This window comes from Radicibacter daui (assembly GCA_030657355.1).
In the GTDB taxonomy this organism is placed as follows: Bacteria; Pseudomonadota; Alphaproteobacteria; order Radicibacterales; family Radicibacteraceae; genus Radicibacter; species Radicibacter daui.
Map to the genome: position 1 here is coordinate 2,356,393 of CP131056.1, position 25,099 is coordinate 2,381,491.

General features: G+C 64.7%; 22 protein-coding genes. 16 read left to right on the forward strand and 6 right to left on the reverse strand.

What is annotated here, in order from left to right; all coding sequences use genetic code 11:
• The first annotated feature begins 30 nt into the window (after window positions 1-30).
• Genes QTL98_RS11095 through QTL98_RS11110 form a run of 4 tightly spaced genes read left to right on the forward strand, consistent with a single transcriptional unit; the run spans window position 31 to window position 3,631 of the window.
• The gene (locus QTL98_RS11095; RefSeq protein WP_445678552.1) at window positions 31-867 is read left to right on the forward strand and encodes an ABC transporter permease; all 837 of its coding nucleotides are present in this window, start codon (window positions 31-33) and stop codon (window positions 865-867) included.
• Window positions 867-1,640, forward strand: coding sequence for an ABC transporter permease (locus tag QTL98_RS11100; protein WP_445678553.1), 774 nt, complete (start codon window positions 867-869; stop codon window positions 1,638-1,640). The genes QTL98_RS11095 and QTL98_RS11100 overlap by 1 nt, the downstream gene beginning before the upstream one ends.
• Before the next feature lie 15 nt (window positions 1,641-1,655).
• Window positions 1,656-2,690: an ABC transporter ATP-binding protein gene (locus tag QTL98_RS11105; RefSeq protein WP_445678554.1), complete on the forward strand. Its 1,035-nt coding sequence runs from the start codon at window positions 1,656-1,658 to the stop codon at window positions 2,688-2,690.
• Window positions 2,687-3,631 (forward strand): nucleoside hydrolase, encoded by a 945-nt coding sequence (locus QTL98_RS11110; protein ID WP_445678555.1) that lies wholly within the window; start codon window positions 2,687-2,689, stop codon window positions 3,629-3,631. The genes QTL98_RS11105 and QTL98_RS11110 overlap by 4 nt, the downstream gene beginning before the upstream one ends.
• Window positions 3,632-3,640: 9 nt before the next feature.
• Here the strand turns inward: QTL98_RS11110 and QTL98_RS11115 are convergent, their stop codons facing one another.
• Complete coding sequence (locus tag QTL98_RS11115; protein WP_445678556.1) at window positions 3,641-5,413, reverse strand: adenine deaminase; 1,773 nt, start codon at window positions 5,411-5,413, stop codon at window positions 3,641-3,643.
• A 100-nt stretch (window positions 5,414-5,513) separates the two neighbouring features.
• Window positions 5,514-5,999 (reverse strand): MarR family winged helix-turn-helix transcriptional regulator, encoded by a 486-nt coding sequence (locus tag QTL98_RS11120; RefSeq protein ID WP_510637565.1) that lies wholly within the window; start codon window positions 5,997-5,999, stop codon window positions 5,514-5,516.
• 136 nt (window positions 6,000-6,135) lie between these two features.
• Between QTL98_RS11120 and QTL98_RS11125 the strand changes: the two genes are divergently transcribed.
• The 6 genes from QTL98_RS11125 (at window position 6,136) to QTL98_RS11150 (ending at window position 12,617) form a co-directional block, all read left to right on the forward strand.
• Window positions 6,136-7,065 (forward strand): EamA family transporter, encoded by a 930-nt coding sequence (locus tag QTL98_RS11125; protein ID WP_445678558.1) that lies wholly within the window; start codon window positions 6,136-6,138, stop codon window positions 7,063-7,065.
• Window positions 7,066-7,182: 117 nt separating this feature from the next.
• The gene (locus QTL98_RS11130) at window positions 7,183-8,124 is read left to right on the forward strand and encodes a nucleoside hydrolase (protein WP_445678559.1); all 942 of its coding nucleotides are present in this window, start codon (window positions 7,183-7,185) and stop codon (window positions 8,122-8,124) included.
• Between the two features lie 56 nt (window positions 8,125-8,180).
• Window positions 8,181-9,104, forward strand: coding sequence for a LysR family transcriptional regulator (locus QTL98_RS11135; RefSeq protein ID WP_445678560.1), 924 nt, complete (start codon window positions 8,181-8,183; stop codon window positions 9,102-9,104).
• A gap of 176 nt (window positions 9,105-9,280) precedes the next feature.
• Window positions 9,281-11,362, forward strand: a complete 2,082-nt coding sequence (locus QTL98_RS11140; RefSeq protein WP_445678561.1) for an FUSC family protein — start codon at window positions 9,281-9,283, stop codon at window positions 11,360-11,362.
• A 102-nt stretch (window positions 11,363-11,464) separates the two neighbouring features.
• A complete protein-coding gene (locus QTL98_RS11145; protein WP_445678562.1) occupies window positions 11,465-11,680 on the forward strand; it encodes a DUF1656 domain-containing protein in 216 nt (71 codons plus the stop codon).
• 1 nt (window position 11,681) lies between these two features.
• Window positions 11,682-12,617, forward strand: coding sequence for an efflux RND transporter periplasmic adaptor subunit (locus QTL98_RS11150; protein ID WP_445678563.1), 936 nt, complete (start codon window positions 11,682-11,684; stop codon window positions 12,615-12,617).
• Between the two features lie 45 nt (window positions 12,618-12,662).
• On the opposite strand, the gene trhO is transcribed toward QTL98_RS11150, so the two are convergent.
• The 3 genes from trhO to ssb form a co-directional block, all read right to left on the reverse strand.
• On the reverse strand, window positions 12,663-13,580 hold the full coding sequence (gene trhO / locus QTL98_RS11155; RefSeq protein ID WP_445678564.1) for an oxygen-dependent tRNA uridine(34) hydroxylase TrhO: 918 nt from the start codon (window positions 13,578-13,580) through the stop codon (window positions 12,663-12,665).
• An 85-nt stretch (window positions 13,581-13,665) separates the two neighbouring features.
• Window positions 13,666-15,123, reverse strand: a complete 1,458-nt coding sequence (locus tag QTL98_RS11160) for an MFS transporter (RefSeq protein ID WP_445678565.1) — start codon at window positions 15,121-15,123, stop codon at window positions 13,666-13,668.
• A gap of 150 nt (window positions 15,124-15,273) precedes the next feature.
• Entirely contained in the window at window positions 15,274-15,837 is a 564-nt protein-coding gene (gene ssb, locus QTL98_RS11165; protein ID WP_445678566.1) for a single-stranded DNA-binding protein, read from the reverse strand.
• Between the two features lie 281 nt (window positions 15,838-16,118).
• Between ssb and uvrA the strand changes: the two genes are divergently transcribed.
• The 3 genes from uvrA (at window position 16,119) to trmFO (ending at window position 21,060) form a co-directional block, all read left to right on the forward strand.
• A complete protein-coding gene (gene uvrA, locus QTL98_RS11170; RefSeq protein WP_510637477.1) occupies window positions 16,119-18,968 on the forward strand; it encodes an excinuclease ABC subunit UvrA in 2,850 nt (949 codons plus the stop codon).
• A 131-nt stretch (window positions 18,969-19,099) separates the two neighbouring features.
• Window positions 19,100-19,582, forward strand: a complete 483-nt coding sequence (locus QTL98_RS11175; RefSeq protein ID WP_445678568.1) for a DoxX family protein — start codon at window positions 19,100-19,102, stop codon at window positions 19,580-19,582.
• Between the two features lie 98 nt (window positions 19,583-19,680).
• On the forward strand, window positions 19,681-21,060 hold the full coding sequence (gene trmFO / locus QTL98_RS11180; protein ID WP_445682134.1) for a methylenetetrahydrofolate--tRNA-(uracil(54)-C(5))-methyltransferase (FADH(2)-oxidizing) TrmFO: 1,380 nt from the start codon (window positions 19,681-19,683) through the stop codon (window positions 21,058-21,060).
• A gap of 76 nt (window positions 21,061-21,136) precedes the next feature.
• Here trmFO and QTL98_RS11185 read toward each other — a convergent pair whose 3' ends face one another.
• Window positions 21,137-21,991, reverse strand: a complete 855-nt coding sequence (locus QTL98_RS11185) for a phytoene/squalene synthase family protein (protein WP_445678569.1) — start codon at window positions 21,989-21,991, stop codon at window positions 21,137-21,139.
• An 86-nt stretch (window positions 21,992-22,077) separates the two neighbouring features.
• Between QTL98_RS11185 and QTL98_RS11190 the strand changes: the two genes are divergently transcribed.
• The 3 genes from QTL98_RS11190 to hpnE are packed head-to-tail and all read left to right on the forward strand — an operon-like array spanning window position 22,078 to window position 25,093.
• On the forward strand, window positions 22,078-22,977 hold the full coding sequence (locus QTL98_RS11190) for a squalene/phytoene synthase family protein (protein ID WP_445678570.1): 900 nt from the start codon (window positions 22,078-22,080) through the stop codon (window positions 22,975-22,977).
• Window positions 22,974-23,813 (forward strand): phytoene/squalene synthase family protein, encoded by an 840-nt coding sequence (locus QTL98_RS11195; protein ID WP_445678571.1) that lies wholly within the window; start codon window positions 22,974-22,976, stop codon window positions 23,811-23,813. Before QTL98_RS11190 ends, QTL98_RS11195 begins: the two co-directional genes overlap by 4 nt.
• Window positions 23,810-25,093 carry a hydroxysqualene dehydroxylase HpnE gene (hpnE, locus tag QTL98_RS11200; protein WP_445678572.1) on the forward strand — a complete coding sequence of 428 codons (1,284 nt, stop codon included), beginning with the start codon at window positions 23,810-23,812 and terminating at the stop codon, window positions 25,091-25,093. Before QTL98_RS11195 ends, hpnE begins: the two co-directional genes overlap by 4 nt.
• The last annotated feature ends 6 nt before the right edge of the window (window positions 25,094-25,099 follow it).

Here is a 25,099-nt window from a genome sequence, read left to right on the forward strand (position 1 = left end):
CCGTGGTCGAAAGGCAAATGGTTAAGGCCAATGTTTGAAAAACGATCGACCGGGGTATTGCTGACCCTGCCGGCGCTGGTGTTTCTGCTGGTGCTGTTTGTGCTGCCGGTGATGGTACTGCTGACCCGCAGCCTTGCCCTGCCGGAAGGTTGGGGGCTTGGCAATTTCGCCAGCTTCTTCAGCTCCGAACTCAATCGCACCATCTTCTGGCGCACGCTGCGGCTGGCGGCGACGGTTACCGCAGCCTGCGTCGTGCTCGGTTACATCACCGCCTTCGGGGTGCTCTCCTATACCAAGGAGCGGCGCGGCATGCTGACGGGCTTCGTCATCCTGCCGCTGATGATCTCGCCGGTGGCACGCACCTACGCCTGGATTGTGGTGTTGGGGCGCACCGGCTTTCTCAATGCCGTTCTCACCTCGCTCGGGATCATCGACAGCCCCCTGCGGCTGCTCTTTACCGAAACGGCGGTCTTCATCGGCCTTGTGCAGCTCTTCCTGCCGCTGATGGTTCTGCCGCTGCTCTCCGCGCTCGAAAATCTGCCGCGCGACGTTATTCCCGCAGCCCAGTTGCTGGGCGCCTCGCGCCTCATGGTGCTGTTCAAGGTCATCCTGCCGCTGACGCGGGAGGGGCTGGTGGTTGGCGGCACGCTCGTCTTTACCGGCAGCGTTACCGCCTACATCACCCCGGCCATCCTCGGCGGCTCCAAGGTCATGATGCTGGAGACCCTGCTTTACCAGCGCATCAATGTCGCCAATGACCTGACGGGCGCAGCCGTCATCGCGGTGATCCTCGTCATCACGACGCTTGCCGCCAACAAGCTCTTGCGCCGGCTGGCAACGCCCCGGCAGCGGCAGGAGGCCCGCTGATGCAGTTTCTCTCTCGTTCCCTGCTGTGGCTGGTGCTGCTGTTCCTGCTCGGGCCGTTCGTCGTCATCGTGGCCGCGGGCTTCAGCGCCGGCGATACGCTGACCTTCCCGCCGCAAGGCTGGTCGCTGCGCTGGTACATCAAGATCTTCACCATCCCGGAATTCCAGCATTCCTTCGTGCTGAGCGTCTGGGTCGGTGTTGGCGCCACGCTATTGGCGCTGGTGCTGGGTGTTCCGGTTGCCTACGCCATCGCCCGCTACCGCCTGCCCTTCGGCGAGACCATCCGCACGCTGGTTTCCGCGCCGCTCATCGTACCCGGCATCATCATTGGCCTCGCCCTGCTGCGCTATGTGGTCTTCACGCTCAATGCGCCGGTCGAGATCACGCTGCTGCTGGGCCATACCACGTTGCTTATCCCCTATGCGGTGCGCGTGGTGTCGGCGAGCCTTGATAATCTGCGCAGCGATATCGAGGAGGCAGCGGTGCTGCTCGGCCGCAGCCGGCTTGGCGCTTTCTTTGCGGTGGTGATGCCCAACATCCGGGGCGCCATTCTCGCCGCCTTCGTGCTCAGCTTCATCACCTCCTTCAATCAGGTGCCGGTCTCGCTGTTCCTCAGCGGCCCCGGCGTTTCCATGCTGCCGACGCAGATGCTCTGGTACATGGAATATACCTACGACCCCTCGATCGCCGCCCTCTCCGCCCTGCTCGCGCTCGGCGCGATGCTCATGGTTTTCCTGACCGAGCGGCTGCTCGGCCTTTCCCGCTATATGTGACGGACATCTGCCCCCATGAACGAGCTTCTGGTTCTCGATCATCTGACCCTGGCCTACGGGCGCGGCGCGCCGGCGGTAGAAGGCATGTCGCTGAGCGTGAAGGAAGGCGAGCTGGTCTCCTTCCTCGGCCCTTCCGGCTGTGGCAAGTCCACCACCATGCGGGCTATTGCCGGCCTGCTCACGCCGCGCAGCGGGCGCATCCTGCTGGCGGGCGAGGATGTGACGGCGGTGCCGCCCAACAAACGCGGCGTCGGGCTCGTCTTCCAGTCCTATGCGCTCTTCCCGCATCTGACGGTGTTCGAGAATGTCGCTTTCGGCCTGCGCGCCCGCAAGGAGAGCGCCGCCGTCATCCGCTCGCGGGTGGAAGAGATGGTGGCGGCCGTCGGCCTTGCCGGCTTCGAGCATCGCCTGTCGACCGATCTTTCCGGCGGCCAGCAGCAACGTGTCGCCCTTGCCCGCGCCATGGCGGTGCGTCCGCGCCTGTTGCTGCTGGACGAGCCGCTTTCCAACCTCGATGCTCGTCTGCGCATCGAGATGCGCGCCGAGCTTATGCGCCTGCAGCGCGAGTACGGCATCACCATGATTTATGTGACGCATGATCAGGGCGAGGCGCTGGCGCTTTCTTCCCGCATCGCCGTGATGAACAGGGGCCGCATCGAGCAGCTTGGCACGCCGCAGGCGCTTTACGCCGCTCCGGCAACGCCCTTCGTTGCCACCTTCATGGGCTTTGAAAATGTCTTCACCGTCGATGGCAATCAGCTGGCGGCCGGTGACGGTAGCAAACTGCCGCTGGTGCAGCAGCCGGGTGCCGGGGTGCAGGCTCTGGCCTGGCGCCCGCAGGCCGTGACCCTCGGCAGCGGGCCTTACAGCGGCACGGTGCGTGGCGCCTCCTATCAGGGCGACAGCGTTGAATATCTGATCGACAGCGCCGGCGGCACCATCAAGGCAAGCGCGGCAGCGGGCAGCAATTTCATCCCTGCCGGCTCCGAAGTCAGCTTCGACCTGCCGCTTGCCGGCGCCGCCCTTATCCCGGCCGGTGCCGGCGCATGATGGGCCGCCGCGGTATGTGGATCGATACCGATCTCGGTTTTGACGACATCGCCGCCATCGCCATGGTGCTGGCCAGTCCGGACCATCAGATTGCCGGCGTCGGTCTTGTTGCCGGCAACGCGCCGCTTGATCAGGTCATTCGCAACGCCTTTGGCAGCAGCGCGCTTTTTGGCTGGGCGCTGGACTGGCATGCCGGCGCTACGGCACCGCTGCGGGAAAAGCTTGTGACGGCAGACTATGTGCTTGGCGAGACCGGTATCCGGACCGCCGGGCGCTCCTTGCCGGTCGCCACTGGAAAGCTTGCTTCCGGGGATGCGGTGGCTGCGATGCAGGAGTGGTTATCCACCTTGCCTGAAGGCAGCGGCGACATTCTGGCGCTCGGCCCCCTCACCAACATCGCGCAGCTGGTTTCGGCCGGGAGGTTTCTGGACCGGATCGGCCGCATCGTGCTGATGGGTGGCTCCACCGATCGCGGCAATCACACAGCCGCGGCGGAGTTCAACATCGCGGTCGATCCCGAAGCGGCGGATATCGTGTTTTCGGCGGGGTTGCGCACTGAAATGGTCGGGCTCAACGCCTGCCGCGAGGTGCCTGTAATTGCCGATGATGTGCACTGGATGCGCGGTTTTTCCGGCATCGCCGCGCAAACCATGGCCGACATGCTGGAAGGATATCTCTCGATCCGCTCCGCCGATCTGTCGCGCCCGATGCCGCTCTTTGATCCGCTGGCGGCCGCGGCGCTGGTGGCGCCAGAACTTGTCACCTTGGCGCCGGCGCGCGTGGATGTGGAGCTTGAAGGGCGCCTTACCCGCGGCATGACCGTGTGCGAGCTGCGCGTGCCGCAGCGGGCGGATGCCAATGCCCGGGTGGCGGTGGGTGCAGACAGCGATGGCGTTCGCCGGCTGCTGCGGGCGGCGCTACAGCTGGCGGTATCCGGCTAGGCGATCGTTTCAGGCCGCGTCGGGAAAGAGCGGGATCGGCTCCTGCGTTGCCACATCCATCAGCGGATAAAGATCGGTAATGCGCACCGCCGGTACCACCGGCAGGGCAAGGCCCGTCCCCACCACGATGGGCGGCGTGGCATGCGGGCGGATGCCCATGGCGTAGGCAGCGTTGTTGAGCGCGGTTGCCTGCGCCGTCATGGTCTCGACCGTCTCGTAGGACATGAGCCCGGCGAGCGGCAGCGGCACCTCCTCCACCATCGCCCCGTCCCGGCTCAGCACGAAACCGCCGCCGATCTCCTGCAAACGCTGGCAGGTTGCCAGCAGGTCGGCAGCGTTCTTGCCGTAGACGAGCAGGTTGTGGCTGTCATGGGCGACGGTGTGGCCGTAGGCGCCGACCGTAAGGCCGGTGCCGCGGATAAGCGACAGGCTGGGTTTGTGCGTCTGGCCGTGGCGCGGCACGACGGCAATCAGGCAGATATCTTCCGGCAGGCTCGCCAGATCGACGGCGCCGTTCCGCACCGGGATTTCCGCTGTCTCCAGCTTCGTGGTCCGGTTCTTCTGCAGGGCCATGACATTGGCGGTGACGGTGCCGTCGGCTATCGGTGCCGCGAGGCGGAAATCATCCTCGGTGAGCGGGTTCAGCTTTACCGAATTCGCCGTGGCGCGGCCGGCCAGCGGGTCGGCGATGCGGCGCATCAGGGCGCCGCCGGCAACGATCTGCCGGCCGCCGACATAGACATCCACGGCCCGCAGGCTTTCCGGTCCGTCATAAAGCGTGAAATCGGCAACCCGCCCCGGGGCAATGGCGCCGAGGTCGCGCAGATTGTAGTGCGTGGCCCCGATAAGGCTTGCCCACCGCAGGGCACGCGCGGGCTCGACGCCGTATTTGATGACTTCGCGCACCACCCGGTTCATGTGGCCGACATTGACGAGATCGCCCGGCGCCACATCGTCGGTGCAGAGCGCGATATCGACATGTTTTGCCGTCAAGAGCTCCGGCATCACCGCCGGCAGGTGGTTGGAGTGCGAGCCCAGTTTGACGAAGGGCAGCAGGCCAAGGCGCAGCTTTTCCAGCGCTTCGGCGCCGCCGCGCAGCTCATGGTCGTTCTCCACGCCGGCAGCCATATAGGCTTGCAGCGTGCGGCCGACGACAGCCGGGGCATGGCCCTGGATGGTCTTGCCGGCCTTTGCGCCGGCTTCGATGATGCCGAGCATGCGCTCGTTGCCGCGCGACACGCCGACAAAATCCATGACTTCCGCCACGGAGATAACACGCGGCCAGGCCAGCATCTCGGCAATGTCTTCCGGATCGAACCGGGCACCCGTCGTCTCGGCGCCCAGCACGGCGGGCACGCAGGAGGGCACAGCGACCAGAACGCGCAGCGGCAGCCCTTCGCTGCCCTCCAGCATCAGGCGCACACCCTCCTTGCCCATCACATTGCCAATCTCGTGCGGATCGATGATGACGGTGGTGGTGCCATGGCGCAGCACGCCTTCGGCATAACGCGCCGGCGTGACCATCGAGCTTTCGATGTGCAGATGCACGTCGATGAGGCCGGGCGCCGCCACAAGGCCGGTGGCATCGACATCGCGCCGCCCCTCAAGCCGGTCGATTCCGGCGGGACCGACATAGGCAAAGCGCCCGCAGGTGATGCCGATGTCGCTCGATGTCAGCTCGCAGGTAAAGACATTGGCCAGCAGCGCATTGCGGATCAGCAGGTCGAAGGGCCGCTCGCCGCGGGCGGAGGCCACGACAGCCTGGCGATCTTTAAGGCTCATCGGTGTGAACATGCTGAAATTCCGCGAAAAAGAATCTGCTTAAACGTTTAGGCAAGGAAGTGTGCCATAGCCCTTCCAGCCCAGCAATCGGATTGGCGCCTCAGGCAAGGCCGCCCAGCAACTTTCCCATCAGGCGGTAAAGCTGTTCCTGCTCGTCGGGGCTGAGTGCCGCCAGGATGGTGCGCTCATTCTCCACATGGGCCGGCAGCACCTCATCCAGCAAGGCATGCCCCTTCTCCGTCAGTGCCACCAGAAAGGCCCGCCGATCATCCGGATGCGGCTCCCGCCGCACCAGCCCGGCCTTTTCCATCCGGTCAAGCCGGCTGGTCATGCCGCCTGAGGAGATCATGGCCGCCTCATAGAGCGCCGTCGGGGTCAGCCGGTAAGGCGCGCCGGAGCGGCGCAGCGTTGCCAGCACGTCAAATTCGCCGCGCTGCAGACCATATCTGGCAAAAAGTGGCACCAGCCGCCCCTGTGAAATCACCTGGGACGCCTCGTTCAGCCGGCCCAGCACCGCCATGGGAAAGGAGTTGAGCTCCGGCTTTTCCCGCTGCCATTGGCGCCAGGCAAATTCCGCCCGATCCACCGCCTGCCCGCTGCCGGGTTCCTCTGGTCTGGTCATCTGTGATCCAGTTATCTTGACGTTAAGATACTTAATGGAGAGATTTTATCGCCGATCAGGCAGCAAGCCAACTGCTGCCGTTTTTGCGGGAGGTTTCACAATGTCCGCCACTGCCTCGTCCCCCACAGCATCGTCTGCCACCGGGCAGCCACTTGTCAGCCAGCAAGGCGGGCCTGCGGCACTTTTCTGCCTGCTGGCCGTCGGGCTGCTGCTCGGTCTTACCGCCAATCTGGTGAAACTGGCGGTCGGCGCCGGCTGGCAGCCCTTGCCGCTGCTGTTCTGGTCCACGGCGCTGGCCGGCCTTGTTCTGCTGCTGGCCGCGATGGCAACGGGCCAGCGCCCGGGTTTCAGTGCCCGCCATCTCGCCTACTATCTGATCTGCGGTTTTCTCAGCATCGCTGCGCCCAATGCCATCGGCTTCAGCGCCGTGCGGCATGTGGGCGCCGCCTTTGTCGCGCTGTCGCTCGCCTTTCCGCCACTGCTGACCTATCTGCTCGCCCTGCCCCTCGGGCTGGAGCGGTTCCGGCTGACGCGGGCTATCGGCGTGGTTGCCGGTCTTGGCGGCGCCCTGCTGCTTGCGCTCTCCAAAGCCGGGGAGCCGAGCGCTCCGCTGTTCTGGATCGCCCTGACGCTGGCGAGCCCGCTGTTTATCGCCGGCGGGAATATCTATCGCACCCTGCACTGGCCGGAGGGCGCAACGCCGCTGTCGCTGGCGCCCGGCATGCTGCTGGGCGGCGCACTGCTGCTGGCGCCGTTTTCCTTCGCCAGCGGCGACCTTCTGCCCGCGACGGAGGGCGCGGTTTATTTCCTGCCGGCGCAGGTCTTTGTCTTCTCGGCGACCTATGCGCTCTATTTCATTCTGCAGAAACTGGCGGGGCCGGTTTATCTGAGCCAGATCGGCACCGTCGGTGCACTGGCGGGGGCGGCAATCGCAACCTTTGCTCTCGGTGAAGCGCCGGTGCCGATGATAGTGCCGGCCGCAATCGCCATCCTGGCTGGGGTCGTGCTGGTTAACCGGCGCCGCCGCTGAGCGGGAGCCGGCCAAGCGGCTGGTATTCTTTACAAAACCCGCCAGATGTGGAAGCTGTCGCCAACTTCCCGCCCCTCGCGGCCCGTCCTGTTGCCGCATCCTTCGGAGAACTGTTCCATGCCCCGCAAGATCATCATCGATACCGATCCGGGTCAGGACGATGCGGTTGCCATTCTGCTGGCGCTGGCTAGCCCGGCGGAACTGGAAGTGCTGTCCGTGGTCACGGTGGCCGGCAATGTGCCGCTTGCCCATACCAGCGTGAATGGCCGCAAGATCGTGGAACTTGCCGGTCGGCCGGATATCCCCGTTTATGCCGGCTGTGAGCGCCCGATGCGCCGCCACCTGATCACCGCCGAGCATGTGCACGGCAAGACCGGCCTTGATGGTCCGGAATTGCCGGAGCCGACGATCCCGCTGCAGGCGCAGCACGGTGTTGATTATCTGGTCGACACCATCCGGGCGAGCGAGCCGGGCGAGATCACGCTCTGCACGCTGGGGCCACTCACCAATGTAGCCATGGCCCTCATCAAGGCGCCGGAAATCGCCCCGAAGATCCGCGAGATCGTGATGATGGGCGGTGCCTATTTCGAGGTCGGCAACATCACGCCGGCAGCGGAATTCAATACCTATGTCGATGCCGAAGCCGCCGATGTAGTGCTGCGCTCCGGCGTGCCCGTCACGATGGCGCCGCTGGATGTGACGCACCGCGCGCTCTGCAACGACATCCGGCTGGAGCGCATCCGTGCGCTGGGGAACAAGGCCGGTAATGCGGTGGCGGCCATGCTCGGCTTTTCCGAGCGCTTCGACCTCAAGAAATATGGCTGGGACGGCGCGCCGCTGCACGATCCCTGCGTGATCGCCTGGCTGCTGTGGCCGGAAATTTTCGTCCATCGCAAGATCAATGTGACGATGGAAATCTCCAGCCCGCTCACCTACGGCATGACTGTTGCCGACTGGTGGCATGTCACCGATCGACCCCATAACGTGACCTTCCTGCGCGATCTCGACAGCGATCTTTTCTACGAACGTCTGACGGCACGTCTTGCAACCCTGCCCTGAGGCGCCTGCCATGATATGTAAGGGCTGTGACTTCCCGCAGAAGGAGCTGCCCCACCATGTCGGCACTTGATGAAATCCAGGTTTTCCTGCGGGTGGTCGAGCGCGGCAGCTTTACCGGGGCTGCCAACCAGCTCGGCCTGCCGCTGACTTCCGTCAGCCGCAAGATCAAGAGCCTTGAAGAACGGCTGGGGGTGCAGCTTCTGCACCGCACGACCCGGCGCGTTACCGTAACCGAAGCCGGCCGGGCCTATTACGAACGCTGCGTCGATGCGGTCGAGGCCATCGAACAGGCCGAGGCCTCGGTCAAGGCGCTGACGCGCGAGCCGGAGGGGCGGCTGCGCATTCTTGCCCCCTACTCCTTCGCCACGCTGGTGCTGGACAGTGCGCTTGCCCAGTTCCGCCTCCGCTACCCATCCGTGCGGCTCTCCATCACGCTCGACAACTCCATGCGCGATCTGGTGGAAGGCGGTTTCGACATCGCCGTGCGCCACGGGCCGCTGCCGGAATCGAGCTATATGGTCCGCCACCTTGGCGGCAGCAGCTACAATTTCGTGGCCTCCCCGGCCTATCTCGACCGGGTTGGCACACCGACGCACCCGCGCGATCTGCTGGACCATGAACTCATCGCCGTGCAGCCGGACAGCGACCATGTCACCTGGAACATCACCGGTCCGGACGGCTCGACCGAACTCAGGTTCCAGCCCGCACTGACGGTGAATGACCAGATTTTTGCCGTGCGCTATGCCGTGAGCGGCGGCGGCATCGCCCTGCTTTCTCGCGGGCTGGTGCGCAAGCGCGTCGCCGACGGCGATCTGCGCATGATTTTGCCCGGCTGGCGCCGGCAGGAAGATCTCGACCTTTATGCCCTGTTCCCGCGCCGGGCGACGCTCGATCTCAAGACCCGGGCCTTTCTCGATTTCCTTGTCGAGCGTGTTGGACGCTGGTTTGCCCAGGCCGAACAGCTCGGGGCGGCCGAGTAAGAGGTAATATCCCGGATATGTACATTATGTATGGTGTTTAAGGTGGATTATCCCGCGGTGCGTTAAGTGTAGTATCGCCGCCCGCCATGAAGGGCTGCGAGCACCCGGTTAGGTACTTGCCGTTCCGTCTGGCTGATCTAGCTGAGCACATGATGAGCGACGCCACTTTAGAGGCCTTGGACAAACCCGGGATCGGAACCCGCATCGGCGCTGCCATCCAGCGGATCGAAACCCTGCCCTTCGCCTGGCTGTTCGCCCCGAAGACGCTCAGCCTGCGGTTTGTGCTGGCGACACTCTCGGCCGGCCTCGGTGCGCTCTACATCGCCTTCCTGCTCGATTTCAACCAGCCGCACTGGGCGATCATGACGGTCTTCATCGTCGCGAGCCCCCTGCCCGGTCAGGTTTTCGAAAAAGGCCTCTTTCGTTTCGCCGGTACCGTGGTGGGTGCCAGCATGGCGGTGGTGTTGATCGGCGCCTTTGACCAGATGCCGGAACTGCTGCTGTTCAGCCTTGCCTGCTGGCTGGCGCTGTGTACCGGCTTTTCCACGCTGCTCAGGGGCTTTCGCGCCTATGGCGCCGTGCTGGCGGGTTATACCTGCGCCATCATCACCCTGGCCGCCGCCGCTGCGCCGTCGCAGGTCTTTACCCTTGCCGTCTATCGCGCGTCGGAAATCAGTCTTGGGGTTGCCTCAATGGCTGTTGCCTCCATCCTGTTTCTGCCGGGTTCGGCCCGCGGCGCGGTTGAGCAGCGGCTGACCGGCGCCCTGATGGCGGCGGTGCGTGCGCTGAGCGAGCTGCTGCATGGCCGCGAGGGCGAACCGCCGGCAAGGCTGGTGGGCGAACTCGGCACCATCCGCGCCATGGTGGATACCGCCCGCAGCGAGGACGGGCGCTTCCGCCGGCTGGAAGCCATGCTGCGTGCCACCATCAACGGCATCTTCGCCCTCAAGGTCGCAAGCCAGGGCCTGCGCCTCGCCGCGCTTTCGCGGGAATGGCAGATTGACAGCATGGTCTCCGGCTGCCGCGCGCTTCTGGAGGTGCGTACCTTCCTGGGCACCCTGCCGGCCTCCCCGTCGCCCGAAACCTCCCGCACGCTGCTGCGGCCGCAGATATCGGCGCTGATGCGCGCGCTCGACGATGTTGTGGAGAACACGAACGTCAAGAACCATGCGGCCGTGCAGCTTGCCATGCTGTGCCAGCGCTGCCGCCTGACGCTGGTTCACCTCGAAGCCGCCTTGCTGGGGCTTGAGGCGATGGCGACCGGCCGCAGCGTGGAGATATCTCAGCGGCGCCAGGCGCTGAAGGTGCATCTCGACTGGCGGCAGGCGGCAACCAACGCCCTGCGTACCTTTATTGCGGTTGGCGTCGCTTCCGCCTTCTGGATCGGATCGGCGTGGAATTCCGGCGCCGGCATGCTGACGATCACCGCCGTGATCTGCAGCCTGTTTGCCACCACAGACCGGCCGCATCTGGCCGCCCTCGGTTTCCTCAAGGCACTTGCGGTCGGCGGTGCGTTGGCGGTGCTTTACAAGGCCGCGATCTTTCCGGCGATCAACGGCTTTCCGTTGTTGGCACTGACGCTGGCGCCGGCGTTAGCCTGGTCTTCCCTCGGGGCCGCAGGCGGGCCCAACCCGGGCGGCGCCGGTGCCACCGGCATGCTGTTCCTCTCGATGCTGGTGCCGGCCAACACATTTACCTTCGATGCCGTCTCCACCTTTCAGGACATCGGGTCGACCGCCGCCGGCGTGGTTTTTTCGGCTGTCGCCTTCCTCGTCGTCCTGCCCAAGAACCTGCCGCGCATGGCGCATGAACAGATGGCGGCGGTGCGCGCCGACGCCCTGCGGCAGCTGCGCATCGGCACCTTTGCAGAAATATCCAGTTTCGGCACCCGCAGCTTTGACCGTCTTGCCCGTGCCCTGCAGCTTGGGGCGCCGGTGCCGCTTCTCCTGGGGGCCATGAGTGCTGTTGCTGCCGGCGTCGAGGCCGGGCGCCTGCGCGAGCTTGAGCTTTCACCCGCAGTGCGCCTTGCCATCGATGAAGCGCTCGAGCGGCTCAACATCGCCGTGCGCAGCCCGACGCTGACGCCGGAAGGCCAGCAGGCGGAGCTGGCCGGCGCCATCGAACCCGCCATGCACACAATCGTGGCGGCGCTCGCCGAAACACCGGGCGCCGAGCAGCGCCAGCTCTGGCAGGGGCTGGTCTCGCTCGACACGCTGCGCCTGGCATCCGAACGACTGAACAGGATTGATAACAAATGACCCTGCCGGACCGGCCCGGCACCCGCCTGAAGAAGGTTGCACCTGCCCGTCCGGCTTGCCGGGGCCTCGCGGCATCCGCCGCGGCGCCTTATGGAGACTGAAATGATCGATGACGTGATTGTCGGCGGAGTCTTTCTTGCCCCGATCCTGCGTTACATAGTGCTGGCGATTGTTGCGGTATTCGTCGTGAGACCGCTGCTGGCGCTGACAAGGCTGGACAGGCTCATCTGGAACAAGCCGCTTTTTGAGCTTGGTCTTTTTGGGCTTTTTCTCTCACTCTTTTACTTCAACAGCGACCGGCTGGCGGCCCTGATCTGAAATGGCAGCTCTCTCAACCTTGCTTCGTATGGCCCTCACGCTGATCGTGGTGGCTGCCGCCCTGCTTTTTGGCGCCGCCTTGTGGCAGAGCTATCGCTATGACCCCTGGACGCGCGATGGCCGTGTGCGGGCGGAAGTGGTGCGCATCGCCCCGCAGGTCGCTGGCCCCGTCCAGACCCTGGACGTGCTGGATAACCAGTTCGTTCACAAGGGCGATGTGCTGTTCACCATCGATCCGGCCCGCTACGACCTGGCGGTCGCTTCGGCGCAGGCTTCGCTGGAGACGGCGCAGCATGATTTCGCCATCAAGACCGCCCAGTCGCGCCGGCGCGAGAAGTTGAGCGATCTCGCTGCTTCCAGCGAGGACAAGCAGGTCTATGCCGCCCAGGCGGCAATGGCCGGCTCCGCCGTGGCGGAGGCGCAGGCCGCGCTCGATCTCGCCAAGCTCAACCTCTCCTATACGACTGTTCGCTCGCCGGTGAATGGCTATGTCACCAACCTCAAACTAAGGGCGGGCGACTATGCGTCAGCCGGTGCCAACATTGTGTCGCTGGTGGACAGTGACAGCTTCTGGATCGTCGGTTATTTCGAGGAAACCAAGCTGCCACTGATCGAGACCGGCATGCCGGCGACGGTCAAGCTGATGGGCGTGTCGAAGCCCCTCACCGCGCATGTCGACAGTATTGCGCGCGGCATTACCGACGATAACGGCACCACCGGCGATGCCGGCCTCGCCAGCATCAACCCCACCTTCACCTGGGTGCGTCTGGCACAGCGCATTCCGGTGCGCCTTGCCATCGATAACGTGCCGGCGGATGTGGTGATCGCGGCCGGCCAGAGCTGCACCATCGAAGTCGGCGATGAGCGTCCGACGCTCAAGCAGCGTATCGACCGCATTCTCGGCTCGGTAGCGGGCCGGGTCGAAAAGGAAATCTGAAATAACAAGGCCGGCTTCAATGCCGGCCTTCCTGTTTCTTCCGGCCTATTCGCCGCGTGGCCCCAGATGGCGGCCGCCGCGCTTCTCGGCAAGCTGCGTTTGCCGCCAGCGTTCACGCGCCGATGCCTTCTGCCGCTCGGTCAGCGTGTCCGCGCAGCGCGGGCAGCACACGCCTTCCTCAAAATCCGGCGCGCTGCGAATTTCGCCGGTGATCGGGCGGCGGCAGCCGGCGCACAGCTCGGTATATTCGGCCACCAGCCCGTGGCCGATGCTGACCCGCTCGTCAAAAACGAAGCAGCCGCCCTGCCACAGGCTTTCCTGCTCCGGAACCTTCTCCAGATAATTCAGGATCCCGCCCTTGAGGTGGTAAACCTCGTCGAAGCCGGCGCCGAGCATGAAGGAGCTGGCCTTCTCGCAGCGAATGCCGCCGGTGCAGAACATGGCGACCTTGCGGTGCCTTGCCGGGTCCAGTTCCCGCCGCACATAATCCGGAAATTCGCTGAAGGAGGTCGTCGCCGGGTTGATGGCGTCCTTGAAGCTGCCGAGCTCGACTTCAAAATCATTGCGCGTATCGATGACGATCACGTCCGGATCGCTGATCAGCGCATTCCAGTCTTCCGGCTCGACATAGGTGCCGACACGCGCCGTGGGGTCGACGCTGCGGTCGCCGATGGTCACGATCTCGGCCTTGAGGCGAACCTTGAGGCGCAGGAACGGCATCTCTTCGGCATGGGAGTATTTACGCTCGATGGTGCCAACGCCGGTGAGCTGCTCCAGCCCGGCCAGCAGCGGCCCGATATTTCCGGCCGGCGCCGCCAGGGTGCCGTTGAGCCCCTCTTCCGCCAGCAGCAGCGTGCCGCGCGCCCCAAGCTTGTGGCACAGCGCTTCAGCCGGTTCGCGCAGCCCGGCAAAGTCCGGCAGCCGGGCGAATTTATAGAAAGCGGCAATCTCGACGGCGGGCATCGCGCGGGTAACCTGTCGTGGGCAAAAATCAGGGACTGGCGGCGTTATAGTCCGCCAGTCCCTGATCCGCCAATGGCGCCGCTCACTAGAGCGCTTCTTCCGCCGTTTCCGCCTCGCCGCGCGGACGGTGCCCGCTCATCGTGGCGCCCGCATCAGCGCTGAATTTCAGGTGCCACCAGGTGGCCGCCAGCGAGATGGTGGTTACCACGATAAAGGCGGCAGAGAAGTCCGTCATGGCCGGCACCCCATGCCCCTGCGCCCACATGGAGGCGTGGAGAGCGCCGGCGCCAGTGCACACGCCAGCCGACAGCATCAGCTGCTGGAAGGTAGAGTGAAAGCCCATGGCACTGCCCAGCTTGCGTGGCGGCACCTCGTCGAAAACGATGGTGTTGTAGGCGGCGAACTGCAGCGACATGAAGAAACCGCTCGCCAGCAGCACGCCAAAAAGGGCGCCATGCGGCCATTCCGGACGGAAGGCGGCACAGACCGCATATCCCCCGGCGGCAAAGAAGCCATTGACCACCATGATGCGGCGGAAGCCGAACCAGCGCAGCAGGCGCGGCGCCATCAGGCGCATGGAGATGGAGCCGATGGCCGTCGCCATCACCACAAGGCCGCTATGCACGGCGGAGAAGCCGAGGCCGACCTGCAGCATCAGCGCCAGCAGGAAAGGTTGCGCGCCCTGGGTAATGCGGGTGAGCGAGCCGGCGATGGTGGCAAGCCGGAAGGTCGGGTACTTGAGCAGATCGAGATCAAGCACCGGCTCAGGGTGGCGCCTTGCATGCCAGACATAGATTACCGCCGCGGCAATTCCCCCGGCGCCCAGCAGCAGCGCCATGCCGGTATTGGGCGATGTGCCGAGCATCTCCAGCGAGAACATCAGGCTGCTGAGGCCGGCGGCCACCAGCGCGAAGCCGTAGAAGTCAAAGCGGCCGGGCCGGGGCTCGCGGATATCGTCGATAAAGAGCGTGACCAGCACGACGCCGAGAATACCAACCGGGATGTTGATGTAGAAAATCCAGCGCCAGGACGCCACGGCGAGGATGAAGCCACCAAGCGGCGGCCCGAGGATCGGCCCCATCAGCGCCGGCAGCAGCAGCCAGGACATGGCGGCTACCATCTCGTGCCGCTGGACCGAGCGGAAAAGCAGCAATTTTGAAACCGGTATCATCATAGCACCGCCCATCCCCTGCAGGAAGCGCGAGACGACGAGGAAATCGAGGCTGGTCGCCTGGGCGGAAAGGATGGACCCGGCGGTAAAGACGATGATAGCGGCGCGGAAGATGTTCTTTGCGCCCCAGCGATCCGCCATGTAGCTGCTGGCCGGCACGAAGATGGCGAGACTGAGCAGATAGGCCGTGAGCGCGATGCTCATATCGGCGGCCGCCTCCCCCATATCGCGCGCGATGGTCGGCAGCGCGGTGGAGAGGATCGTGGCGTCCAGCTGTTCCAGAAACAGGGCGCTGGCGATGATCAGGGCAACGACGCGGAAATTGCGGGGACTTGGCGACGCTTCAAGGACGTCGGCGGTCTGGTCGGACATCTGGTTGGCACTCGGGAAGGCCGGGGCGTACCGGAATGGCACGCCCCTCAGCCGAAACCCGGGTCGAGGGCGTCAATTTGGGGCGCGAACGGCCTGGGCGGAAGAAAGCTGATGCAAAAGAAGGGTCAAGGATATGGCCCGCTTCACGGATCAGAACGGAATATCGTCGTCGAGATCGGCCGCCGGCGGCGTGGAACGACCGCCGCCACCACCGCCGCTGAAACCGCCCCCACCCTGGGAGCCGCCGCCATATCCGCCGCCCTGCGAGCCGCCGCCGAAACCGCCACCGCCGCCACCGAAGCTGGAGCCGCTGTCGCCGTAATCGTCGCCGCCGCCGAAGCTGCCGCCACCGCCGCCTTCACCGCGGCCATCGAGCATCGTCAGCTCGCCACGGAACGGGCGCAGCACGACTTCGGTCGTGTACTTCTCGCTGCCGCTCTGGTCAGTCCATTTGCGGGTTTCGAGCTGGCCTTCGATATAGACCTTGGCGCCCTTCTTGAGGAAACGCTCGGCAACACCGACCAGCGCCTCGTTGAAGATCACCACACGGTGCCATTCCGTGCGCTCCTTGCGCTCCCCGGAATTACGGTCTTTCCAGCTCTCCGAAGTGGCGATCGCTAGGTTGCAAACCCGTCCCCCGCTCTGCATCGAGCGGACCTCGGGATCACGGCCGAGGTTACCGACGAGAATGACCTTGTTGACGCTGCCCGCCATAGCTTTCGCCTTTATAGAAAATTAATCACTGAAGATGCCAAACCCTAGGCTGACAACAGCTTTTCGGCAAGCCGATTAGACGCATTGACAGCCCCGGAGCGGCTATGACGGCAGGTTCTGTGAGCCGGACCTCTTGACGAACATTTGAAGAACATTGAAGGTGCGCTGGAAATGAGGACTCGTTCCCGGCGGGTGGCATCCCATATAAGATGCCGCACCGCCACATAAGGCGGGCCCTTACCCCTGAAGCCGTTCATCTGCCGATCCGGAGCAGCCGACCCGTGACGCTCAAGACCCTTTCGGTGCGCGGTGCGCGCGAGCACAATCTCAAGAACGTCGATCTCGATCTGCCGCGCGACAAGCTGGTGGTCATCACCGGGCTTTCCGGATCCGGCAAATCCTCCCTCGCCTTCGACACCATCTATGCCGAAGGTCAGCGGCGTTATGTGGAAAGCCTCTCGGCCTATGCGCGCCAGTTCCTGGAACTGATGCAGAAGCCGGATGTCGATTCCATCGAAGGCCTGTCGCCGGCGATTTCCATCGAGCAGAAAACCACCTCGCGCAACCCGCGCTCGACGGTGGGCACCGTCACCGAAATCTATGACTACATGCGCCTCTTGTGGGCGCGCGTCGGCATTCCCTATTCGCCCGCCACCGGCCTGCCGATCGAAAGCCAGACCGTGACCCAGATGGTTGACCGCATCATGGCGATGGCGGACGGCACGCGGCTTTATCTGCTGGCCCCGGTGGTGCGTGGCCGCAAGGGCGAGTACCGCAAGGAACTGGCGGAACTGCGCAAGCGCGGCTTCCAGCGCGTGAAGATCGACGGCGAACTGCACGAGATCGACGAGGCGCCGGCGCTCGACAAGAAGAAGAAGCACGACATCGAGGTGGTGGTAGACCGCCTCGTGGTGCGCGAAGGCCTTGGCAACCGTCTCGCGGACTCCCTGGAGACCGCGCTTGGCCTCGCGGACGGCATTGCCATTGCCGAGAACGCCGATGGCGGTGAGCGCACGATCTTCTCCGCCAAGTTCGCCTGCCCGGTGAGCGGCTTTACCATCGAGGAGATCGAGCCCCGCCTCTTCTCCTTCAACAATCCGCATGGCGCCTGCCCGGCCTGCGACGGCCTTGGCCACAAGCCTTATTTCGATCCGGATCTGATCGTGCCGGACCGTGACAAGACCCTGCGCGGCGGTGCGGTGGCGCCGTGGGCGAATTCGCAGAGCCAGTATCACCACCAGTCGCTGGAAAGCCTCGCCCGTCATTTCGGCTTCAGCCTCGACGTGACCTGGAACCATCTGCCGGAGAACGCCCGCGAGGTCATCCTCTACGGCTCCGGCAAGGAAGCTGTGCCGCTCAGGTTCGAGGACGGCCTGCGCACCTATGAGACGCGCAAGCCCTTCGAGGGCGTGCTGACCAACATGGACCGCCGCTACAAGGAAACCGACAGCGCCTGGGTGCGCGAGGAACTGGGCAAGTACCTCTCCTCAAAACCCTGCGAAGCCTGCGGCGGCGCGCGCCTGAAGCCGGAAGCGCTGGCGGTCAAGGTTGGCATGAAGACGATTGCCGACATCTCCAACCTTTCCATCCAGCATGCCGGCGAATGGTTTGACGTCATCGAGGGAGACCTCAGCCCGAAGAACCGCGAAATCGCCGCGCGCATTCTCAAGGAAATCCGAGACCGTCTGGGTTTCCTGCGCTCGGTCGGCCTCGGTTATCTCGGCCTTGCCCGCATGTCGGGCACACTTTCCGGTGGCGAGAGCCAGCGCATTCGCCTCGCCTCCCAGATCGGCTCCGGCCTTACCGGCGTGCTCTATGTGCTGGACGAACCGTCCATCGGCCTGCATCAGCGCGACAATGACCGCCTGCTGGAAACGCTGAAGCGCCTGCGCGATCTCGGCAATACCGTCATCGTCGTCGAGCATGACGAGGATGCCATCCGCACCGCCGATTATGTGGTCGATATGGGCCCGGGCGCGGGCGTCCATGGCGGCACCGTGGTCTCGCGCGGTACGCCGGAAGAGGTGATGCACGACCCGGCCAGCCTCACCGGCCAATACCTCTCTGGTTCGCGCCGGATCGAGGTGCCGAAGGTACGCCGGCCCGGCAATGGCAAGTCGGTCAAGATTGTCGGTGCGCGTGGCAACAACCTCAAGAACGTCTCGGCGGAAATTCCGCTCGGGACCTTCACCTGCATCACCGGCGTTTCCGGCGGCGGCAAATCCACCCTGACGCTGGAGACGCTCTACAAGGGTGCTGCCCGCGCCCTGATGGGCACGCGCGAGCCACCGGCCGACCATGACCGGCTGGAGGGGCTGGAGTTCCTCGACAAGATTGTCGACATCGACCAGTCGCCCATCGGCCGCACGCCGCGCTCCAACCCCGCGACCTATACCGGCGCCTTCACGCCGATCCGCGACTGGTTTGCCGGCCTGCCGGAAGCCAAGGCCCGCGGTTACGGGCCCGGCCGCTTCTCCTTCAACGTCAAGGGCGGCCGCTGCGAGACCTGCCAGGGCGATGGTGTCATCAAGATCGAGATGCACTTCCTGCCCGACGTGTTCGTGACCTGCGATGCCTGCGGCGGCCATCGCTATAACCGTGAAACGCTGGAAATCCATTATCGCGGCAAGTCGATTGCCGAGGTGCTGGACATGACGGTTTCCGAAGGCGCCGAGTTCTTCAAGGCCGTGCCATCAATCCGCGACAAGCTGGAGACGCTGGAGAGCGTCGGCCTCGGTTATGTCAAGGTCGGCCAGCAGGCAACCACGCTTTCCGGCGGCGAGGCGCAGCGCGTCAAGCTCTCCAAGGAACTGTCGCGCCGGGCAACCGGACGCACGCTCTATATCCTCGACGAGCCGACCACGGGCCTGCATTTCGAGGATGTGCGCAAGCTGCTGGAAGTGCTGCATGCCCTTGTGGAGCAAGGTAATACCGTCGTCGTCATCGAGCATAATCTCGAGGTCATCAAGACGGCCGACTGGCTGATCGATCTTGGCCCCGAAGGCGGCGATGGCGGTGGCGAGCTGGTTGCTACCGGCACGCCTGAAGAAGTTGCCAAGGCCGAGCGCAGCCATACCGGCTACTATCTGGCCCCGCTGCTGGGCGTGAAACGGCGAGCAAAAGCCGGCTGAACCCGGATGAATTCCGGCGGGGTGTGGCGGGCTGCCGCACCCCGCCCGGATTGATGTGCCTCAAAGTGCCCAGGGACAGAATGTCCTAGCCTCTCCATCGGAAGTTAATCTCGCTGCCGGGAGGGAAGCACATGACCAGCACACTCGATCAGAAGTTTCTTGTTGTTCTGCGGTTCCTGATGGCGTGGACCTTCATCTACGCCGCGTCGCATCAGGCGTTCGACCCGAACTTCAGCATTGTCGGGTTTCTTGACCACACCAAGACATTCCACGGCTTTTTCTCGATCTTCACCGGCCCGGAAATCGCGCCGGTTTTCAGCTTCCTGGTTGCCTGGGGCCATCTGGCCATCGGCCTGTCGCTGCTGTCCGGCTGCCTGGTGCGGCTCAGTGCGCCGGTCGGCGCCGCCATCCTTTTCCTTTACTGGATGGCGCACATGGACTTTCCGTTCATCTCGGACCGGAACAACTTCATCGTCGATTATCACATTGTCTACATCACGGTGCTGCTGTACCTGACAGCGAAAAATGCCGGCCAGTATCTCGGGCTCGATGCCTGGCTGAAGACACTGCCGGTCGTGCGCCAGCACACGCTGCTGAAGCCGATCCTCGGCTGATGTCCGGGGCGCCGCCGGTCTGGCTTTTGAGCCGGCCGGCGGCACCTTATGGAACGGCGCTTGCGCTGCGTGCGGGAGTAGCGTAGTTGCGCGTCATCATGAGCAACACGCCCTCCTCCCTCCGCCCGGTCCATGTGATCGGTGGCGGCCTTGCCGGTTCCGAAGCCACCTGGCAGCTCGTCAACGCCGGCGTGCCGGTTGTCCTGCATGAGATGCGCCCCGAGCGGCGCACCGATGCGCACCAGACCGACGGCCTTGCCGAGCTCGTCTGCTCCAACTCGTTCCGCTCGGACGACTGGGAATATAACGCGGTCGGGCTGCTGCATGCCGAGATGCGGCGTGCCGGCTCGCTGATCCTGGCGAGCGGCGATGCCAACCAGGTGCCAGCCGGTGGCGCGCTTGCCGTGGACCGCGACGGTTTTTCTGCCGCCGTCACCAGGGCGATCACCGAACATCCGCTGGTGACGGTGGAGCGCGGCGAGATTGCCGGACTGCCGCCGGAAGACTGGGACAGCGTGATCGTGGCGACCGGCCCGCTCACCTCACCCGATCTTTCCAAGGCTATTCAAGAGCTTACTGGCGAAGGCTCGCTTGCCTTCTTCGATGCCATTGCTCCCATCGTCTACAAGGAAAGCGTCGATCTTTCCAAGGCATGGTTCCAGTCGCGCTATGACAAGGTCGGCCCCGGCGGTGATGGCAAGGACTACATCAACTGCCCGATGGACGAGACGCAGTACAATGCCTTCATCGATGCGCTGCTGACCGGTGACAAGACCGAGTTCAAGGAGTGGGAGAAGGACACGCCTTACTTCGAAGGCTGCCTTCCCATCGAGGTGATGGCCGAGCGTGGGCGCGAGACGCTGCGCTTCGGGCCGATGAAGCCGGTCGGCCTTACCAACCCGCATAGCGATGTGAAGCCCCATGCCGTGGTGCAGCTGCGCCAGGACAATGCGCTTGGCACGCTCTATAACCTCGTGGGTTTCCAGACCAAGCTGAAATGGGGTGCGCAGAAGGACATCTTCCGCTTCATCCCCGGCCTTGAAGAGGCGGAATTTGCCCGCCTCGGCGGTATCCACCGCAATACCTTCCTCAACTCCCCGCGCCTGCTGGATGCAACGCTGCGTCTCAAGGCTTTGCCGCGCCTGCGTTTTGCCGGTCAGATCACGGGCTGTGAAGGCTATGTGGAAAGCGCGTCTGTCGGCCTGATGGCTGGCCGCTTCGCCGCAGCCGAGCGTCTGGGCCGCGAAGTTGTGGTCCCGCCGCTGACCACGGCTTTCGGTGCCCTCCTCAGCCACATCACCGGCGGCGCGGCAGCAGACACCTTCCAGCCGATGAACATCAATTACGGCCTGTTCCCGGATATCGGGCCGGAGATCACCGCTAACGGCAAGCGCCGCAAGATCAAGGGCAAGGATCGCAAGCGCGCCATGAGCGTGCGGGCGCTGGAAGATCTGCCCGCCTGGCTCGCCGCTTTCTGAAGGCTCTGCCAGAAACAGTAAAGCCGGCCTTCCGAAAGGAGGCCGGCTTTTTTTTCAAAGGCTTGCCCCGGTCTGCTCAATAGCTGCCGAGAAGTGCCTTCATCCAGACCCTGAGCTGCGTCGGGCCTCCGGGCCGGGCAAGGCGGGGATCGAAGGGGCTGCTGCCATTACGCTTCAGCGTCGCCAGATAGCCGTCGGCGAGCGTAAGTGGCAACAGAGCTACCCGGGCACTGCGCTTCACCTGCCGCATGAGGGAACGGGCATTTTTACTGTGTTCCCGGATGCTTGCGAGCTGTGGCTTCAAAAGCGGCTGAAGCTCTGTCGTCTTCGGCCGGTCGATCAGTTGGGTGGCGGTGATGCCGGCCGCTTCAAGTGCCGTCTTAGGCACGGTGACCCGCCGATGGTGCAGATCATACGGCATGGCGCGGATCAGCCCTAGCTGTGCCCAGGCGATGGCGGCGTGGCGGGCCGCTTCATCGGCATTGCCGTCCGTTTGCCCACAGATCCTGAGAGCCAGCCTGAAGAGCGGCGCAGCAGTTTCGGCGGCATAGGCTTCAAGCGCGTCCTGGTCGACAAAGCCGGAGGGCTCGAAATCCTGCGCCCGGGCATCGATGATGGCGAAAAAATCATCGGCGCTCAGCTGATGGCGGCTGAAAGTCCCGGCAAGCGCCTCCAGCACTTCATGCTGTCCGTGAGGAGTGGCACCTTCGCCAATTTTTTCAATGGCTTCCCGCCACCATTGCAAGCGGATGGCACCGAGCGTCGGCTCGCTGACCACGTCGCGGGTGCGGGCAATTTCGATATTGAAGGCGTAAAGCGCGAACAAATCCTCCCGCACCGCCGCATCGGCAAACAGGCTGGTGAGGAAACGGTCGCGGTCCGAACGGCGCACCTGCTCGGCGCACCATGTCAGGGTCGGTGTCGATGTCATTGATTTCGCTTTCCCGAACGACTGGTGCCGGTGTATTGGCCCGCAGCCGCCCCTTTATCCGCGCCCAGATATAAAGGTGGTGAAAAATGGCGCAATTGGTATTCTGCCTCAAGCATGCAACGCACCATTTCGCGAGAAGAACCATCTCCAGCGACCTCGCCTTGCCCCGCTATCTGCTCCCGGCCGAGAACTTTCCGGTCGCGTCGCTGCTTCTGCCCTCCCGCACTCGTTCTCTCGTCATGCGGTTCTATCGTCTGGCGCGCCTTGCCGACGATATCGCCGATGAGCCTGGCCTCGCGCCGGCTCAGCGGCAGGATATGCTCGATGCGCTTGAGGCTGCGGCCTTCGAGGGCCGCGACGATGCTTCTGTCTGGACAGCCCCGGCGCGCCGCTTCCGCACCGTAACGGCGGAAGTGCCGGCGGCGGAAGGTTTCATGCGCGAGCTGCTGCGTGCCTTCCGGGCTGACACGCTGCTCGGCATCATCCCGGACTGGGATGCCCTGCTCTCTTCCTGCCGCCAGTCCGCGGTGCCGGTCGGGCGCTTCATGCTCGCTGCCCATAACCAGCCGGCTGAAGCAGTGGCGCCGGTGGACAGTCTGTGCATCGGCTTGCAGCTCCTCAACCACCTTCAGGATTGCGGTGAGGACTGGCGCGTGCGCGGGCGCTGTTACCTGCCGGCCAGCTGGCTCAGCGAAGCCGGCAGCTCCGCCGAAGCACTGGCGGCGCCGGAAGCTGACAGCAAACTGCGCAGTGTCTTCACCCGGCTGCTGGATGAAATCGACCGGCTGCTGGGCGAGGCTGCCGGAATGTTGCCGCGGCTCATAGGTACCGGCATCCGGGCCGAAGCGGCTATTACGCTTTATCTCGCCCGCGAGCAGGCGCTGCATCTGCGCAGTGTGGACCCGCTCAAGGGCAAGGCAAAGCCCGGCTGGTGGAAATCCGCCTTCGCGACGGTCAAAGGGCTGCTGGCCGGCCTTCGCGCATGACCTCGACGTCTTTCCCCGCAGGCGCCGCCTTCGGGAGCCGCTCCAGCTCCTTTTATTGGCCGATTGTACTTGCAGGCGGACCCCGGCGGGCCGCGCTGGCGGCGCTTTACCGCTATTGCCGTGTGCTGGACGACATCGCCGATGGCCCTTGGGAGCCGGCGGCGAAACTGGCGGCTTTCGAGGAGTGGCAGCAGCGCCTTGACGGCACAGCACCGCTGCCGGCGGCGCTGGCCCGGGCTGTCGATCAGCATCACCTGCCGATCAATGAATTTCGCCTGATCCTTGAGGGCACGCGCCAGGATGTGGCAGCGCCGTTGCTCGCCCCGGATCGTGCCGAGCTTTCCGCCTATTGCCGCCGGGTGGCCGGAGCGGTTGGTGTGTTGTGCATGCGCATTTTTGCGCCTGCCAGCCCGGCCCGGGACAATTTCGCCATTCTGGCCGGTGAAGCGCTGCAACTGACCAATATCCTGCGCGATGTGCGCGAGGATGCCGCCATCGGCCGCATCTACCTGCCGCAGGAGGTTCTCTCAGCAGCTGGCATCGGCGAGATTGCCGCGCACGACCTGCCGCAGGCGCCTGAACTGCCGCAGGCCCTCGCGCAGTTGGGCCGGGAGGCTGGCGGCCTCTATGGCCGGCTGACGGCCAGCATCAGCGAGATTGACGCTCCCGCCTTGTGGCCTGCGATGGCGATGGTGGCTGTTTACCAGCGCCTTCATGGCCGCCTTGCTGCCGGAAACTGGACGGCGGCCCTCCGCCCCGGCCGGGTGCGCATTTCCGGAGCTGCCGCACTGGGGCTTACCCTCGCCTGCCGTCTGGGCTGGCGCCCGTCGGCATGACCGCCGGGACAGCGGATGTTATCGGCGCCGGCCTTGCAGGAATGGCGGCGGCACTTGCCCTTGCCGACAGCGGTTACGCGGTGCGCCTGTGGGAGGCTTCCCCGGCGGCCGGAGGGCGTTGCCGTTCCTTCAATGATCCACTGACCGGGCGGCTGCTCGACAACGGCAATCATCTTCTGATGGGCTGCAATCATGCGGTGTTCGCTCTGCTTGACCGGACCGGCACTCGCAATGAGCTGATGCCGCTCGGCGCGGAGGCCGTACCGCTTTACGATCTTGAAGCCCGAAAACTCGGATGGGCCCCGTTCAGTCTGCGCAGCTGGTGGCAGCGAGGAGCGTCGGCTTTCAGCCTGGGCGACGTTGGCGCGCTCACAAGGGTTCTGTTGGCCGGTCCAGGCACCACAGTAGCAGCCTGCGCTTCCGCCGGTGTTTTGTGGGATGCGCTGACCGCCGCCGTGCTCAATACAGGGCCGGAAGTGGCGGCGGCGGCACCTCTGGCGGCTGTCCTGCGCCGCATCCTCTTCGGCGGTCCGGGTTCCGGGCGGCCCTATATTGCCGCCAGCAGCCTGGGACAAACTTTTGCGGAGCCTCTTCTGGCCACGCTGGAGGCCGCAGGAGCGCAGATCCGTTTTTCCTGCCCTGTTACCGCCCTTCACTGCGAGAACGGCACCGTGACAGCCCTGACGGCCGGCGGAAGCGAGTTTGAGGCGACGGGGCCGGTCATTCTCGCCGTCCCTCCGGCGGCTGCAAGCCGCCTGTTGCCCGGGATCAGCTTTCCGCAGTCTTATTCGCCCATCGACAATCTTCACTACCGTCTGCCAGCTCCGGCTACGCTGCCCGGCGGCGAACCGTTGCTCGGTTTGCTCGGCGGGCAGGCGCAGTGGCTCTTCCTGCGCGGGGATGTTGCGAGCGTCACCATCAGCGCGGCGGATGAGCTGCAAACCGTCGCGGCGGACGAACTGGCCGAAAGGGTCTGGGCCGACATCGCGCCGGTGCTGGGGCTCTCCGGCATGGCGGCTCCGCCCTGCCGCGTGGTGCGGGAAAAACGGGCGACATTGGCGCTGACACCGGCGGTGGAAGCGTCCCGTCCCGGCCGGCATGCCGCCGGCCTTGCCAATCTGCGCCTTGCCGGCGACTGGCTGGCCAGCCCTCTGCCGCCGACAATAGAGAGCGCGATCACATCCGGCCTCGCCGCCGCCCGCGATCTGGTGCAGGATGCGGCCACGAGATTTCCCGGGTGGGCTTCACAAGTCCCGGCCTTGAGACTATCTCGTTCCTGAAGGCCC